General features: G+C 52.9%; 11 protein-coding genes and 4 pseudogenes. 13 read left to right on the forward strand and 2 right to left on the reverse strand.

Going from position 1 to position 16,511, the window contains the following annotated elements:
* Positions 1-163 precede the first annotated feature (163 nt).
* The 8 genes and pseudogenes from O3W44_RS01635 (at position 164) to O3W44_RS01665 (ending at position 5,068) form a co-directional block, all read left to right on the forward strand.
* A complete protein-coding gene (locus O3W44_RS01635; protein ID WP_269291738.1) occupies positions 164-310 on the forward strand; it encodes a hypothetical protein in 147 nt (48 codons plus the stop codon).
* Positions 311-465: 155 nt separating this feature from the next.
* The gene (locus O3W44_RS01640) at positions 466-600 is read left to right on the forward strand and encodes a hypothetical protein (RefSeq protein ID WP_269291739.1); all 135 of its coding nucleotides are present in this window, start codon (positions 466-468) and stop codon (positions 598-600) included.
* 478 nt (positions 601-1,078) lie between these two features.
* Entirely contained in the window at positions 1,079-1,318 is a 240-nt protein-coding gene (locus tag O3W44_RS24845) for a winged helix-turn-helix transcriptional regulator (RefSeq protein ID WP_442954588.1), read from the forward strand.
* A gap of 513 nt (positions 1,319-1,831) precedes the next feature.
* Complete coding sequence (locus O3W44_RS01650; protein WP_269291740.1) at positions 1,832-2,044, forward strand: hypothetical protein; 213 nt, start codon at positions 1,832-1,834, stop codon at positions 2,042-2,044.
* A gap of 423 nt (positions 2,045-2,467) precedes the next feature.
* Complete coding sequence (locus tag O3W44_RS01655) at positions 2,468-2,638, forward strand: hypothetical protein (RefSeq protein WP_269291741.1); 171 nt, start codon at positions 2,468-2,470, stop codon at positions 2,636-2,638.
* Positions 2,632-3,081 (forward strand): annotated as a pseudogene (locus O3W44_RS24850) (ShlB/FhaC/HecB family hemolysin secretion/activation protein); the annotation flags it as partial. The gene O3W44_RS01655 and the pseudogene O3W44_RS24850, both read left to right, overlap by 7 nt.
* A 365-nt stretch (positions 3,082-3,446) precedes the next feature.
* Positions 3,447-3,743: a VENN motif pre-toxin domain-containing protein gene (locus tag O3W44_RS01660; RefSeq protein ID WP_269291742.1), complete on the forward strand. Its 297-nt coding sequence runs from the start codon at positions 3,447-3,449 to the stop codon at positions 3,741-3,743.
* Positions 3,744-4,795: 1,052 nt separating this feature from the next.
* Positions 4,796-5,068 (forward strand): hypothetical protein, encoded by a 273-nt coding sequence (locus tag O3W44_RS01665; protein WP_269291743.1) that lies wholly within the window; start codon positions 4,796-4,798, stop codon positions 5,066-5,068.
* A 594-nt stretch (positions 5,069-5,662) separates the two neighbouring features.
* Here O3W44_RS01665 and O3W44_RS01670 read toward each other — a convergent pair.
* The gene (locus O3W44_RS01670) at positions 5,663-5,749 is read right to left on the reverse strand and encodes a hypothetical protein (RefSeq protein WP_442954655.1); all 87 of its coding nucleotides are present in this window, start codon (positions 5,747-5,749) and stop codon (positions 5,663-5,665) included.
* 1,051 nt (positions 5,750-6,800) lie between these two features.
* Here O3W44_RS01670 and O3W44_RS01675 point away from each other — a divergent pair.
* The 5 genes and pseudogenes from O3W44_RS01675 (at position 6,801) to O3W44_RS01695 (ending at position 14,053) form a co-directional block, all read left to right on the forward strand.
* Positions 6,801-7,238, forward strand: coding sequence for a GNAT family N-acetyltransferase (locus O3W44_RS01675; protein ID WP_269291744.1), 438 nt, complete (start codon positions 6,801-6,803; stop codon positions 7,236-7,238).
* An 18-nt stretch (positions 7,239-7,256) separates the two neighbouring features.
* Positions 7,257-9,300, forward strand: a pseudogene (locus tag O3W44_RS01680) (hydantoinase/oxoprolinase family protein).
* Position 9,301: 1 nt separating this feature from the next.
* Positions 9,302-11,265 (forward strand): annotated as a pseudogene (locus O3W44_RS01685) (hydantoinase B/oxoprolinase family protein).
* A gap of 56 nt (positions 11,266-11,321) precedes the next feature.
* A pseudogene (locus O3W44_RS01690) lies at positions 11,322-13,101 on the forward strand (thiamine pyrophosphate-requiring protein).
* Positions 13,102-13,213: 112 nt separating this feature from the next.
* Positions 13,214-14,053 (forward strand): oxidoreductase, encoded by an 840-nt coding sequence (locus tag O3W44_RS01695; RefSeq protein WP_269291745.1) that lies wholly within the window; start codon positions 13,214-13,216, stop codon positions 14,051-14,053.
* A gap of 87 nt (positions 14,054-14,140) precedes the next feature.
* Here the strand turns inward: O3W44_RS01695 and O3W44_RS01700 are convergent, their stop codons facing one another.
* Positions 14,141-16,300 carry a putative bifunctional diguanylate cyclase/phosphodiesterase gene (locus O3W44_RS01700; protein WP_269291746.1) on the reverse strand — a complete coding sequence of 720 codons (2,160 nt, stop codon included), beginning with the start codon at positions 16,298-16,300 and terminating at the stop codon, positions 14,141-14,143.
* Positions 16,301-16,511 lie beyond the last annotated feature (211 nt).

Raw genomic sequence — 16,511 nt, forward strand, 5'->3', positions numbered from 1 at the left:
ATGGCGCTTTTCACGGTCGCACCCTGTTGGGCGGTTACGCCTACCGGCATGGGCGCACCGTACAAACAAAACTGGCGGCCGAGCACCGAAGTTTACCGTTTGCTGTCTCCCCCAATCCGCTGCATGGCGTGACGGAAGTCGATTGCTCGAAAGGGTTAGATCATTGCTCGCGGTGCAGATTTTACCGGAGCGCGTAGCAGCCATCATTATTGAGCCGGTGCAGGGCGATGGCGGCTTCGGGCTCTGCCGGACCCGCCTCTTTATGCAGGCGCTGCGTTTCTCATCACTGAGCAGCATGGCATTTTGCTGATTTGGCATGAAGTTCAGACCGGCCTTTGGCCGTGTACCCGGAAAAAAAAATGTTCGCTTTCCAGCATCCTCGGAGACCAAACCTGATCTTGGCAATGGTGGCGAAAAGTGTCATATGCCGCTCATCTCCGGTGTGGTGGGGCAAAAGCGGCAATCATGGATGGAATCACGCTGGGGCCTGGCGGCACTTACGGCGGCGACGAATTAGCCTGCGCTGCGGCGCTGGCGGTACTTGATCTGCTGGAAATGACAACCCGTTGCAACGTGCTAATCAGCTTGGCGAGCAGATGAATGGCGCGTCTGCGCCAGCTGGCTGAGAAATATGCCTGCATCGGTGATGTTCGCGGGCTGGGCTTTATGCAGGCAATGGAAATTATTTCGAAACTGACGTCCTGACGCCGCGCTGACGCAAAAATCCTCGATTGTGCCTGCCGTGAAGGGCTGCTGATTAAGCGCGGCGTACATCGCACATGGTGCGCTTCCTGCGCCGCTGGTGACCACGGATTCGCAACCGGAAGCAGCGATGTATATTGTGGATATTATGCCATACGCAACAGGACGCCCGACAAAACTCGCTTCCTCATTGATATTGCTGAACAATTTGAGTCTCTCGCGGGTAGCGCCGTCTTAACGTCATGCAGCAGTTACCCGAAAAAGCGTGATATACCATCGATATCCTGCACAGTTGGTTAACAATGAGGGGCGCTATGAACGGCTTAATGAAATCCCGACCGCATCGACATCATTATTCTGGCGCAACTGCGGAAAGATGGCCGATTGGGTAATGTTAATCTCTGCCGACGCTGTGGGACTTTCGCCCAGTCCTTGCCTGCAACGGGTCAAGCGGCTGGAGCAAGCGGGTGATTTATTACGGGTTATGAAGCAATACATTAATCTCACTAAGATCACGGACTCCGTCACGGTATTTAATGTAAGTGACGCTGCCGGGATTTCGCCGCGAAGATTTTATGAAGTCTGGAAAATGCCATACGTGATGTGGATGAATTAATGGAGGCCACGAATTACCGGTGGTTACGACTATTTGCTGCGCTTCTATTACCCGTGGCATTGAACATTACTGTGAAGATTGAAAAATGCTCGATGGGCCAATCGGCATCGATAGTGTATTTCAGTTATATCGGATCAAGTCACCCATCATGAAAAGCAGCAGCGTGCCGTTGCGATCGCTCAGTCGCGAAGCACAATCCTGTGGAATTCGGCGTGTAGTTTTTTAAACTGAGCTGAAGGGCCTCCAGCCTGGTAATCGCTCTGGCGCGCGACTTCTCTCCATGCCCGATGGCGACATAAAGTTCTGCTTTCTCCCGACAGAAAGCCTCACTTCGCGCAGTGATTTATCTCTATCCGTTACCCGTTTGAAATGATCTCCCTGGAATTATTTTGTTTAAGAATAATTTGCGTGCAAATTAACCTTTAACATCAAATAGCCCCATAGTCTCTGTGCATTTCAACAGGGATAAACAGGGACAACTCATGGACGAGCGAGGAGGCAGACTGCCAGTTAATGTCTTTGTCTTTATTTTTCGATGCCACAACGCTGCTTGTTACCGCCCACAAAGTACACGCAGCAAATGAAGAGATCGCAGCAAAGAAGGCTAAAGCGATTGAAGCGGGCAGCTCCAGCCGCCAGCACCGACGTTCGCCTCTGTCAGTACAGCTACTCTGTCGCGGCTCACTTTTCCAGCGGAAACGCCTTGCTTCCAGCCGGCAATATTAAACTCAGGGTCGGGAGGCGTTTCCGCACTGGTTACCGCTCGAACGTTCAAGCAAATCAGGCGTAGGGCCACCGGCCTGGCGCTGAAAGGGTATTAATCTGTTGATGCGCACGTTGCAAATCGCCTGATTGACAGCGGCTACGCCACTCAGCCGCGTGCTTTGCGCCGCCGCAGGATCTCACACTGGGTACACTCTCCTGCAACCGCTTTGGTAAAACTAGTGAGATTGCGTTAACGGCTACCAGCGATAATTACGTCACGCTGTATAGCGCGCTGCCGTCGCGTAAAGGGGCGCTTTATGATCTGCGTGATAACGGGCAGGGATTGAAACCATCTGCTTCGCCGCGTTGTAAAGCCGATATGTCGCTGATCCCGTGTGATGCGCCAGGAGAGAGCCAGTTTGCGGTACAAGGGAATCAACGCAAATGTGGCGGCTCGGCGCATCACTGGATGATGCCGGTAGCCGCACAACCGGGCGTTACCAGGGCGGCGTCACCCTGCACCGGATAATCCACCATGCGCTGAGCGATCTGTTTATCTTTACGCCAGTCACGATCTCAAATTTGGCAAAAATAAAGGCACGCAAAATTTCGTAGGCCCATCATTCCGTTCCCTTTGGCTACTGGCTGGCAGGGATTACCGCCAGCGATTATCGCTACAGCCAGACGAGGGCGGGGGCAATGCTGATTATCAATACAGCGGTAAAAGTAAAAATCTAACGGCGAATGTCAGTTATGTTCTGCACCGCAACGGTAGCCAGAAAACCACGCTGAGCTATGCAGTTATTACCCGCGAGACGCGAAACTTCATCAACGATACCGAAGTAAAAGCGCAGCGCATTCACACCACAAAAATGAGTTGGGCCTCCAGCATCAAAATTACGTCGGCAGCGCAACCCTTGATCTGGGTATCAGCTATCAACGTGGTACATCGCTGGTTTCGCGCTGTGCCCGCGCCGGAAGAGTACTGGAATGAAAGTGACGGCACTGGCAAAAATTGTGCAGATCAATGCGCAATACTGCATCCTTTCGCTCGCTGAAACAACGGTTTCGCCTTAACTCATCTTATCTTCGAAGAAATCACTTCCATACACCGCTGACCCCACAGGATCAGTTTGCTATCGGTAAGGCCGAGCTGGGAGAAAGGCATCAGCGCGCCGGGTGAAGGCGGCACGCAGGTCGACTGGAAAGCCTACAACGAGAAGCTTGCGGCGACGGACGGCTATAAACGACACAGCAGCAGTGGGGAACTGGCAGCGCCATTCAGCAGGGCAGCATTCAGGCGGCCACGGCGGCGATACAGGGTCTGGCGGGCGTGATCTGAAGGCGGCACTCGGCAGGCGGCGCCGCACTCTGCCATTGCAACATTATCGGTAACAGCGGGCCGAATGACGCCGGTAGCGCGATGGCACACGCGGCGCAGGAACGCGGAAAATACCGCAGCGCAGGTAACAGCACCGGGCGGCGCAGCGGGTGCTGTGTGGCAGAGCTGGACGGGCATGACGGTTGCGCTGGAGATTTACGGAAAAAGGCTGGCGCGCTGAGCGAAAGCGAAAAGCAAAAGGTGAGCGCACTGGCCACGCTGGCAGCCGGGCTGGGCAGCCGCCCGACCGGAGACGGCACGGCGGACGCAGCGGCTGCAGCGCAGGCGGGCAAGGTCATTGTGGTTAATAACCTGTTTGGCGCAGGTACAGAAGCTTGACAGGAGCAGTTCGCAAAAGACCACGGTAAAGATTTCCTTCGTGTGCGGATAATCCTACGGAGCTACTTGTTAACGCGGAGAAGCAGTAAACAAGGGCAGTTTGCGGGCGCGCTGGCAACAGGTGGTACTGATCCCTGTCAGCACCTCCGCCTGTGCAGGTGCGCACTGGGTGCCGGAGCTAATGCTGGAATGCAGTATACTGGTAATGGTGAAATCAATCCGATGAACTCAGTGACATATTGGCAAATGTCATCTATGGGAAATGGTCTTGCTGAACAGTGACCGATCGCCGGTGCTGGTGCTCTGACCAATCATCTAAATGAAATGATCCTCTTACGGGAGCAATAACAACCGGTCTTGGCGCTGGTATTGGGCATGGTGTTGGCACATGCTTGTGAAGCTAATAGCAAAATGCAACAGGTAAGTTGGTTACTGGAGGTTGGGAACTTCAGTTCAATCCAAGCCTACTGAAATATACTGAGATCAAGGACAACTAGGTATATCCAAAGAGATGTTGCTGCGGTGATTTTCAGGGCGATAGGGAAACGTTAGTGGTTCCTCTGGTTCTGAATATGCCGGTTCTGAAGCTCAGAAAATTATTGATAAGGTAAAAAATGAGTCTTCCATAATGATTATTTTAAAAGAGCTTAACTCTTTAGCTTTTTGTAATTTTTTTTGGCTGGTTTGCTCTCAGTAATTATCGTAGGTTATTGTCAAATTATTCTTTGCCATCATTTTATGGCTGCTGACCAATGAATTTGAATTGACATGATTGAGATTTTGTGATTGTTAAAATTAAGGCTTGGGTGGGGGCAATTTAGGGTTTTTGGAATAGCTCCTTTCCGTATTCAAAGCAAAGGATTTGACCTTCAGCAAAGAACTTGGGACAATTGAGAATAATGCGCTGAGTCTGAATGACTTCGGTAAGGGCATGGTAGATTATGGTCAATCGGTACAGTCATACGCTCAATATGCTTGTGATAAGAACTCACTGCCAGAGCAGGTGCTGTACGATCTGGCCCGATGGTAAAAGGCGATTTGCCAGAAAGTGCGTGATATCATTAAAGCTATTCTGGAGCAACAATCCCGGCTCGGACAGCAATGGCGGTGTCGGCCGGGCGGAAGATGTTAGCGATTACGCGCTGGCGCTGGGCATGCGGTTGATCCCGGCAGAAAATCGCTGTCACTTGTCGGAAAAGCTTATGAAGGTCATTATCAATAAAGTTTTGATTAGTGCGGCGGGAGAAAATATCGACGGCCAAACCCGGCCAGCAATTTATAGCGCCCAGAGATTTAAAATGCATCAACTTTATGAATCAAGTTAAGGCAACCATCAGCAGGTCATTGCCTCTTAGAGGTATGGGAAACACATCCACGATTCTCTATCTGCTGGGTTTCAGGAAAATGCAGGTCACTCAAACGCAGATGTGGCCAAAGTAGTTATCTCTTCATTATTATAATGTGAATAATTGTAAGGCTTATGATGTGAAAATTACGACGCCGCAAAGAGTTGACTCTGATCCAGTAGGAGTGATCGAATTAATAAAGGATAAAGTAAAATGAAGATAAGCGATCTAAAGAAGATATTGATGTTTTTGCAGTGTACTGGATGAATAATAAGATTACATTTTACGGAATGTCTAAAAGTTATGATGTCCTTTTAGCGTATATTCTTCAGTGGTAAAAATTACTGACCCAATCTTATCTGTTGATTTTGTTTATATGGAAGGCGGTTTTTTTATAGCTTCACATAGATGGAAATCTACTCCAATGACTTGGTCGAGGGATCACAGATGCTCCTAATCGCTTTATTCAAACCTGAAAGCCGAAGGTCAAATATCATCCAGACTCTTTTTAACTTTAAAGATCCCGGCCATCAAGCCTGAATCTTTTACCCCGTCATTCAGTGGTTTATGCGATCACCAGTTGCCGCGTTCAACGGCAATGGTGACCGGCCTATCGGTCCCGAATTCCGCCTCGGTCAGCCAGTCGTCTTTAAGGTCCAGACTGGGCGTGTCGCTATGTTGTGGTTATACCGGTAGCGTGCTTAATATTCGGATATTGATGTACCTGACGGCTAGAGGCCGTTAGCGCGGGTACGACGTTAACCCGCAGCAGCAACTTTGAATGCATAGATTGGCCGGACGCGCAGTTCATCGATGAAAGCGAGGGGCAGGTTGCGGACATTGCGCGGGTGCAGGGCGAATTTCAGCCTCTTTAAGCGTTATTGGCTCTTTTAGTTATCTGTCAGGAGATAAAAGTTATATTTTGATGATGAATCTGTTGTCTTAGATGAAAAAGATAAAGCAGAAATTATGGACGCTAATGGCTGGGCCGGCATGGCGCGTTAATGACTATATCAGCATTATACGGGGTGGTTACAGGTTGGCTTTAGCTATTTAAAAGCCAGTGAAAATGTTTCCTGGGTTGAAAGCTCAGAAAGGTTCTCAAGTAAAGAGAGCTGGAATGGTAATGGTTTCGCTTACGGTGTTGGCCTTCAAATTAACCTCCCACGGCGAACTTTGTAATCGATATTGGTTATGAAGGATCACGGATTAAAGATAAATTCGGGTCTTATAATAATAACGGCTTTAATATTGGCGTAGGTTACCGCTTCTAAGAAATTATCAGCCCACACGAAAATTAAAATATGCCGGGCATTGCCTAATGGTCGGCATTACTTCAAATGCTTATGCCGCATAATCAATCTGATTCACCATAATTAAACTTTCCAGCCAGGACTTACCATAAAATCATTGCATCATAATGGAATAAAGCTACACCAAAGATTTAAGTTACCTTACGTGTTTCAACAGCCTTTATCAGCTGTTTTGCAAAACGTCGAGAGACAGGCGATGCCTGCTCCCATTACAACACAACACTCCAGATACAACCGGCTCAAACTATCACTAACTCACCGCCTCACTCCGCAACGCCTGCAGCATAAAATTTTTTTCCGAACCAAAAATCCCTTTATTCTTCTGTTCGTTCGGCTGCTTCAGCCGGGTCGCTTACAGCAATGCTTTTACACTGAATACCCAATGACAAGGAGAGGCTATGGACATTTCAACCGATCAACAGTGGCAGCGCGAGGAATTCATAATTTCTACTGAGCGCCAGCGGCTCGATCTCGACTGGATTCACAGTCAGTTACAACGCTCGTATTGGGCAAGGATCAGCCACGGGAAAAAAACGCTACGGGCGATAGCCGGTTCGTTGCCGTTTGGTCTTTATCATCAGGAGGTACAAATCGGTTTCGCCCGCTTAATCACTGATTACACCCGTTTTGGCTGGCTGTGTGACGTCATCATTGACGTAAACTGGCGGGGACACGGGCTTGGAAGCTGGCTCGCCACCTGCGTGCGAGAACATAAAGAGCTACAAACGGTTCGCCGCTGGATGCTTTCAACTAACGATGCCCATCAGGTCTACCAGCGACTCGGCTGGCGTGTGGTGCAAGAGCCGCACAAGCTGATGGAATTTCCTCTCTCCTGACACTGGAGTTTATTCGACATGCGTTACCGGGTTGGCGTGGATATTGGCGGGTCGTTTACCGATTTTGCCATATTAGATCAGCAAACAAACCCAGATTCATACCCTGAAAGTGCTGTCGCGGCCAGACAGGCCCGGCAATGAAATTCTGACCGGTCTGGCGCAGTTTCAACAGCGCGAGGGGCATTGAACCTGCTGCAATCGGCTACTTTACTCACGGAACGACAGTTGGCATCAACGCGGTCATTCAGCGTAAAGGCGTACGGCTGGCGCTGTTTGCCACCGACGGTTTTTGCGATGTGCTGGAACTGGCACGGCTAAAGATCCCCATATTCATGACCTGTTTTCCCGGCGGCCTGCGCCGTTAATCACACGTGATCGGGTCTTTGCTATCCGGGAACGCACCGATCGCGACGGCAATGTATTACAGCAGGTTGATCGTCAGAGCGTCATGGATGCCATCGCAAAGCACGCGCCGCCAATTGCCAGGGTATCGTTGTCTCGCTGCTGCACAGCTACCGCAACCGTCATAATGAAGCGGCCGTCAAAGATATCATTGCAGAGGAAGCGCCGGAACTACTCACCTCCTGTTCGGCTGATATCTGGCCGATTATTCGTGAATATGAGCGCACCATCACTGCCACCATCAATGCCTATGTCCAGCCGATGGTAATCAATTATCTGGAATCATTCGAGAATGCGTTGCGCACCATGGGCGTTGTGACGCCGCCACGCATCACCAAATCCAATGGTGGCGTAATGGGTGTTGAGCAGGCGAAGCGTGAATGCGTTCAGATGGTCTTATCCGGCACGGCATCGGGCGTAACAGGCGCCAGCTACCTTGCCAGCGCCTGCGGCTTCGACAAGATTCTTAGCCTGGATATCGGCGGCACCAGCGCCGATGTAGCGGTGATCATTGACGGCAAAGTCGCGCAGGGTAACGGTGAAATTATTGGTGATTTCCGCTTTTTTATTCCGTCGGTGGCGGTCACATCGGTGGGTCAGGGCGGAGGTTCGCTGGCCTGGATCGATGGACAAGGCGTGTTGCAAATGGGGCCGGACAGTGCCGGCTCGCTGCCTGGCCCCGTCTGTTTCCAGCGCGGCGGCACGCAGCCAACCGCTACCGATGCTTTTGCCGCCTGCGGCATGATCGGCCATGGCGATCTTGGGTATAACGCAGTGAAAGTCGATGTTGCTGCCGCTCGCGCCGCGTGGCAACCCTGGCGGAAGCACTGAATATCTCAGTAGAAGAGACGGCAGAAACGGCGATCGAACTGGCAGTTTCCAGCATGTACAGCGATACCAGCGGCTTATTGTCGCGTTTTGGCCTCGACCCGCGTGAATTCTGGTTTCTCGCCTTTGGCGGAGCCGGTCCGATGATGGGATGTTTTCTGGCGCGTGAACTCAACATGAAAGGTGTGGATTGTCCCGCCTACGCCGGGGTACTTTCGGCGCTTGGTGGGTTAGTTGCTGACATTCGTAACGATTTTATCCGCACGCTGTACAGCGATCTCACTGCGCAACTGGCCGATAAGCTGGCAACCGAAGCTGACGCTCTCAGCCAACGGGCACGTCACTGGCTGGCAGAAGAACATGGCAACGACATGCCTTACAGTTTGCAATTCAGCGCCGATATGCGCTATCGCGGACAGTCGTTTGAAATCGAAGTACCGCTCGCGGCTGAATGGCTGACCCAGGCTAATGTCACTGCGCTGCATGACGCTTTGATCGCCAGCATCAACAGCTTTTTGGACATTGTGATGGTGCTGCACCGGTTCAGCTAATCAACCTGCGCCTGGTGATTACTTCACCAACGCCAAAACCAGCCCTGAGTCGTCTGTCTCCGGCGGCGGCGGCGGTCGAGACGGTAAGTCAGGTGCAGGCGTGGATTGATGGCGCTTTTCATCAGGTGGATGTGGTATTGCGTTCGACATTGCGGGCCGGACATCAACTCAACGGGCCGGTAATCATTGCCCAGGATGACTGTACAACCTGCGTGCCGCCTCAGATGACGGTGAATGTGGATGATTTTGGCAACCTGCTGATCACGGCGCTGGAGAGCTAACATGGCAATTGACGGACGTAACTTACAGATCCTCGCGAACTACTGCGCTGCCGCCGCTGACGCGATGGCATTCACCTTAATGCGCACCGCACACCTCGACCTTTGTCAAAGAGACGGAAGATTTCTCCTGCCAGATCGTCAGTCTGACGGGCTGGCCTTCGCTTCGCCGCGCAGTTTTGGCGCACCTGGTACAGCGGAATTGATTACGCGCCGGTACTGGCGTTGATTGAGGATTACGCTGAGGGCGATATCTGCATAACTAACGACTCATACGCCGGGAACGTGGCGACTCACTCACCCGACATTCATATCTGGAAACCGGTATTCCATCAGGGTGAAATCGTCTGCTTTGTGGTCGGGCATATTCACAATACCGACGTGGGCGGCGCGGTGCCCGCCTCGCTGTCGCGTTCACTTACCGATATCGTGCAGGAAGGCATTCGTATTCCGCCGCTAAAAATCATGCGCAACGGCGTATTGAATGAAGAGGTTGCCAGCATCATGCGTCTCAATGTGCGGGTGCCCGATCAAAACTGGGGAGATTTTAAAGCGCAAATCGCCTCGGTTAATGTGGGTGAACGTAAAATTCACGACATTATTGCGCGCTTTGGCAGAGACGATTTTCTTCAGGGCATAGACGGTATTTTAGATTATGCCGAACGCCAGGCACGTCGCATTATCGCGACCATTCCTGATGGCGAATATTTCTATGCTGATTACGCCGATGAGGATGGTGAGGGCGGTTATCCCTGCCGCGTCGCCATCACGCTGCGCGTTCAGGGTGATACGCTGGAACTCGATTATACTGGCAGCGATCCGCAACTGGCTTCCTCACTCAATATGCCAACCGGGGGCGTGAACGTCATCCGCTGGCGCTGGTAGGTGTGACTTATGTATTGTCCACACTGGATCGTAACCTGTTACTCAATGCGGGGACGTTGCGGTCGACCCGCGCTATTTTGCCGCCGGGAACGGTAATGAACTGTGAAGCGCCCGCAGCGGTGGGAATGCGCTCGTTAACCTGTGCGCTGTCGCAAATCGCGACGGTTGGCGTCTTCTCGCTGGCGATGCGGATCGGCTGCCCGCCAATTCGCCAGGCGGTAATTCAATCATGAACATTCGTACCAGCGATGGGCAGAATCGCAGCGTAGTGGCTTCGCTGGGACCGGTAGGCGGTGGTGCAGGCGGCACGCCGCGCCACGATGGGCCTGATGGATCAGGCGGCCTGTCGGCATTTCTGAAAACACGCCGATTGAGATTAATGAAGCCGAAGTGCCGATTCGCTTCCTGCGTTACGGACTGGCACAGGACAGCGCCGGAGCTGGACAATATCGCGGCGGCCTGGCAACCGAAATGGCATTTGAAATCTTCTCGCCAGATACCCTGATTACCGCACGTAACCGCAATCGTTCAGTATTCGCTTCAGCGGGTGCGGTGGGGGGACGATGTGGTGCGCTGTCACATTTTCGCACTCTGCGCGAGGGCAAAATTACTGAACACGGCAACACTGACGTCATCAAGTGCCAGCCGGGGGATGTAGTGGAGGTGAGAGGTCCCGGTGCGGGCGGCTACGGCTTGCCGTCGCAACGTGACGTGCAGGCTGTGTTACAGGATGTGCGCTGCGGTTTTATCAGCGTTGAGGCGGCGCGCAGTCACTATGGCGTAGCGATTATCGATAATGAGATCGATGCCCCTGCGACAGCGGCATTACGTGCCGCTATGCCACAAACCCTGACGCAGCATTTCGATCACGGCTCTGCCCGCAGCGCATTTGAACGGCTGTGGACGCCTGCCCGTTATCAATTATTAACAAATTTTCTTGCCGAAGCGCCGGTGGGCTGGCGACATTTTCTGAAAACTCAGGTTTTCCGTGCGGTGGAGGCATCAGGCGAAGCGGCAGATATGGCAGACATATTTACCCAACTGCGGCAGCGGTATCCGGCAATGTCGGGCAAGTCACGGTAATGGCTGTGTGGTCTACCCTTTAAGTCTGCACCGAACACGAAAGGGAGAACGCATTAATGAGCATCAAAACCAGTGACTTTTTCGTTCAGCGCCTGAAAGAGTGGGGCGTCACGCGGATTTACGGCTATCCGGGCGACGGTATTAACGGCGTACTGGGTGCGATTCAGCGCGCCAATAAAAACGGTGATGGCATCGAATTTATTCAGGTGCGTCACGAAGAGATGGCGGCGTTTATGGCGGCCGGACACGCTAAATTTACCGGCGAACCGGGAGTTTGCCTCTCTACCGGTGGGCGGGTGCGACGCATCTGCTCACCGGGCTTTATGATGCAAAGATGGATCACGCACCGGTTATCGCCATCGCCGGACAGGCTGAAGCGACGGCGCGCGGCGCCAGCTATCAGCAGGAAATGAACCTTGATCGGGTTTTTTCAGACGTGGCTAATTTCGTGCAGGAGGCTGCCGCGCTCGCCCAGGTACGCCATCTGATCGATCGCGGCGTGCGTATCGCCATTGCGCAAAACGGCGTCGCCGTATTGATCATTCCAAAAGATATTCAGGATGAAGAGTGGCAAGCGCCCCAGCATCTGCACGGGTTTACCCATTCCGGAACCGGTTATCAGCGTCCCAAAGTTATCCCCTACGAAACCGATCTTCAGCGTGCCGCTGAGATACTGAATGCGGGTAAAAAAGTCGCCATTCTGATCGGTGCCGGGGCGCGCAATGCGGCTGTTGAAGTGGTTCAGGCGGCGAATGTGCTGGGCGCAGGTGTGGCAAAGGCGCTGCTGGGTAAAGATGTACTGCCAGATGATGCGCCATTTGTTACGGGTTCAATCGGGCTGCTGGGCACGAAACCCTCATCAGATATGATGCAGAACTGCGATACGTTGCTGATGATTGGTAGCGGTTTCCCTGGACCGAGTTTTTACCGCAGGAAGGTCAGGCGCGGGCGGTACAGATTGATATCGATCCCGCCATGCTGGGGCTGCGCTATCCCAGCGAAGTGAACCTGCACGGTGACGCCGCTGAAACGCTGCGTGCGCTATTGCCGTTGCTGGAGCACAAGCAGGATCGCAGCTGGCAAGAGGACATTGCGCTACAGGTGCGTGACTGGTGGACCCTAATGGAAGAACGGGCGCTGGCACCGGCCAACCCGGTGAATCCACAGCGCGTCGTGTGGGAAATGTCACCACAGTTGCCTGAAAATGCGATTGTGACCTCAGATTCTGGCTCCTGTGCCAACTGGTTTGCCCGCGACTATCGTGTTAAGCAAGGCCAGCGGGCTTCTCTCTCTGGTGGCCTCGCCTGTATGGGGGCAGCAGTGCCTTACGCCATTGCCGCTAAGTTTGCTCATCCGGAAAAACCGGTTGTGGCGCTGGTGGGTGATGGTGCCATGCAAATGAACAATATGGCCGAGCTGATTACCATCCAGAAATACTGGCAGCAGTGGGCCGATCCCCGCCTGATTGTCTGCGTGTTTAACAATCAGGATCTCAATCAGGTGACATGGGAACAGCGCGTCATGGAGGGCAATCCGCGTTTTGAGGCATCGCAGCAACTGCCGGATGTAAAATATGCGCAGTTTGCCGAATCACTTGGTTTGCAGGGTATTTTTGTCGACAATCCGGATGAGCTGGCAAATGCCTGGCAGCGCGCCCTGAGTGCCGATCGCCCGGTGGTGCTGGAGGTGAAAACCGATCCGGAGGTCGCACCGCTGCCGCCGCATATTACCCTTAAGCAGGCAAAAGCTTTCATGACGTCCATGGCAAAAGGCGATCGTGGCGCAGCGCAAATTATCAGTGATACCGCCAGCCAGATTTTTCATAAAAAGCATTGAGGGTTAAGCTGGCAGCAACGCTGCCGCTAATCTTTACCCTTTCTTCCTCCGGGCACGCTCGTGCCCGGCATCAAGGCAATTCGCCAAACAACAATCAACGGGAGTCTCAGCCATGACTGCAAATCAAAGCGTGTGGTTTATTTCGGGATGTTCAACCGGCTTTGGCCGCGAACTGGCACAACAGACTATCGCGCAGGGATTCAGGGTCGTCGTGACAGCACGTGATACGAGCAAAATTACCGATTTAGTCGAAGGCCACGACAACGCGCTGGCGTTGGCTCTGGATGTGACCCAGCAAGCGAGCATCGAAAAGGCGGTCAGCGCGGCAACAGAGAAATTCGGCACCATCGACGTGCTGGTGAATAATGCCGGTTATGGCTATCAAAGTTCAGTAGAAGAGGGCGAAGAACAGGAAATTCGCGCCCAGTTTGACGCCAACGTGTTTGGCCTGTTTGAGCTGACGCGCGCCGTTCTGCCTGTCATGCGTAAAGCGCGCCGTGGACATGTTATTAACATTACCTCCGTGGCGGGTTTCATTGGCTTTGCCAGCTCCGGTTACTACTCTGCCAGCAAGCATGCTGTAGAGGGCTGGTCTGATTCGCTGGCACAGGAAGCCGGCCCGCTGGGTATTAAAGTCACCTGTGTTGAGCCAGGCCCGTTCCGTACTGACTGGGCGGGACGTTCACTGCATCAAACGGCGAGCACCCTGCCAGACTATGCCGAAACGGCAGCAGCGCGCATGAAAGCCACGTCAGAATACAGCGGCACGCAGAAGGGCGATCCGGCGCGCGCTGCCAAAGCAATGATTGCGATTACCAGGCACGATAACCCGCCGCGTCACCTGGTGATGGGGGCCTGGGGCTATGAGGCGGTAACGGACAAGCTGAAAGCGCGTCTGGCGCAAATTGAGGCCTGGAAACAGACGTCAGTTGAGACAGATTTTCCCGAGTAGTGGGTGAGGGCTGCCCTGTGCGGCCTGATTTTTCATCTCAGCCCTCTCCTGCAGGGAGAGGGCTGGCGTAAGGCGAACGAACCAGGCCTACTGCATTATGCCTGCCAGCTGCTCAACCGGCACTGCCTGACTAAACAAAAATCCCTGCAGCTGATTACATCCGGCATCCGCCAGCGCCGACATCTGGCCCTCGGTCTCAACGCCTTCTGCGGTTACCGTTAATCCCATTGCATGGCCCAGTTTCACCACCGACTCGATAATCGCGACAGAATTAGCCGCCACGCCAAGGGACTGGGTAAATGAACGATCAATTTTGATTTTATCGACCGGAAAGGTGCTGAGGTAATTCAGGCTGGAATAACCGGTACCAAAATCATCCAGGGCGATACGGAAACCGGCCTCACGCAGCGCGATGATAATAGCACGAGCCTCGCGCTCATCCTCAATCAATACCCCTTCGGTGATCTCCAGTTCGATACAGCCGGGATTGCCACCCGCCTGCTGCACAATATCCACCACTCGCTCCACAAAGCCGGTGGTGCGAAACTGCACCGGTGAAATGTTAACCGCAACCACTAAGCCCGGAAAGCGTTGTTGTGTTTTGCACGCTTCACGCAGTACCCACTCGCCGAGAGGAATAATCAAACCGGTCTCTTCAGCGATCGCGATAAACTCGCCGGGAGCAATAATGCCACGTTCCAGATGATTCCAGCGCAGTAACGCTTCCACGCCGACCACCTGCTGCCCGTTGATATCCATCAGCGGCTGATACCAGACCGCCAGCCCAGTGTAATTTTGCAGCGCAGCACGCAGATCAGCGGCGATAATCTGCCGGGTGCGTAACGATTCATCCATGGCACGCTCAAACTGTCGATATTTACCGCGCCCGCTGCTTTTGGCCTCATATAGCGCAATATCCGCTTTGCGCATCAGCTCCAGGCGATCCAGCCCATCCTTCGGGGCCAGCGCCAGACCGATGCTGGCCCCGCTCCAGACTTCACTGCCAAACAGGGTAAAGGGTTTGCCCAGTTCAGTGATGATGCGCTGCGCCAGGGCCTGGACTTGTCCAATGTTATCGACGTCGGACATAACAACGATGAACTCATCGCCACCAAGCCGCCCTACGGTATCGCTGGCGCGCACCAGGTTGTTCAGGCGATGCGCGACCGCAACAATCAATTCATCACCGGCATGATGACCGTGGGTATCATTAATGGTTTTGAAGCGATCAAGATCAATCAAAATTAACGCTACGCGCTGTTCATGACGTGATGCCAGCGCCAGTGCCTGCGTCAGACGATCTTCCACCAGAGCGCGATTGGGTAAACCTGTGAGCACATCATGAAACGCCAGATGCTGGGCCTGTGCCTCGCTGGCACCCAGCTTCAGCATAGATTGCGACAAATTCAGCGACGAGGTCCATAAACGACGCGCCATGTAAATGCACAGCAGGGTGATCACCAGCACCGCGATGCCGGTCGAGGGGCCGATTGCCCGCAACATTTGTGCGCCAGGTCGCGAAGGGATCCAGTTTAAGTAGCCAACCGGTTCACCCTGTTGCGAAATAATCAAATAGCGCGCCACCGTGCCTGGCCTGGGCGTCCCATCGGAAAAATGCAGCCCCTGCAGCTGATTTCGCTCCGCCAGCCCCGCCAAAAATCTGTCGTCGAGAAACTTTAGGCTGATCAAACGAAAATGTTCGCCAGGCTGCGAATCTCGTTGAATATCGCCGACTGCCAGCGCCGCTGCGCGATTACCCGACTGTACATAATCCACCTGATCGGGGTGAGCGGGTTTTTGCACTAGTGCGCTCAGTAACACATCCTGGACCAGCTGACTTTCGCTTTCCGGTGAGATGGCTTGCCCGTCGCGCCACATTCTTAACACCCGGTTTTGTTTATCCAGCACCATGACAATTTGATGATCGAACATCTCAAAAAGCCACTGACCAATATTATTGTCCAGCCAGCGCACGTCAGTTTGCGTCTGCTCCAGATGCTGCGCCAAAGGTGCCCAGCGCGACAAACTGCGCAGTTGACGCAAATGTTCACTGAGGCTTTGGGAAAATGACGCTTCGATCATACGCTGCTGCTGCTGTCTGGCTTCATTATTGGTTAATGAGATGCCAAGAAACAGGGCCATACCTGCGCCAGTAAAAGTTAAAAGCAAAATTGCGACCAGCGGAAGCAAGACCTGCCGAAAAAAACTGCGGCGAAAACCATCAGAAAGTTTGATGTTGTTAATCATTTTCTTTATTCGCATAACAAGGAAGAGTCAGGTAAAAGCTAGCAGAATTCAGCTATCCTGCACGTTAGCGCCCTTTCGGGTTTGTTGTTGAATCTACATCAAAATTTGCAAAGTGCGTCGCAAATTTAACAGTTAAGCGTTTTTTATCATAAGCAGGGTTATCGGCCCTCTATTCTGCTGCTTTAAAACAAATTCATCGTTGCGTCACTGA

Origin of the sequence: Pantoea sp. LMR881 (assembly GCF_027157825.1) — a bacterium.
Lineage (GTDB): Bacteria > Pseudomonadota > Gammaproteobacteria > Enterobacterales > Enterobacteriaceae > Pantoea > Pantoea haifensis.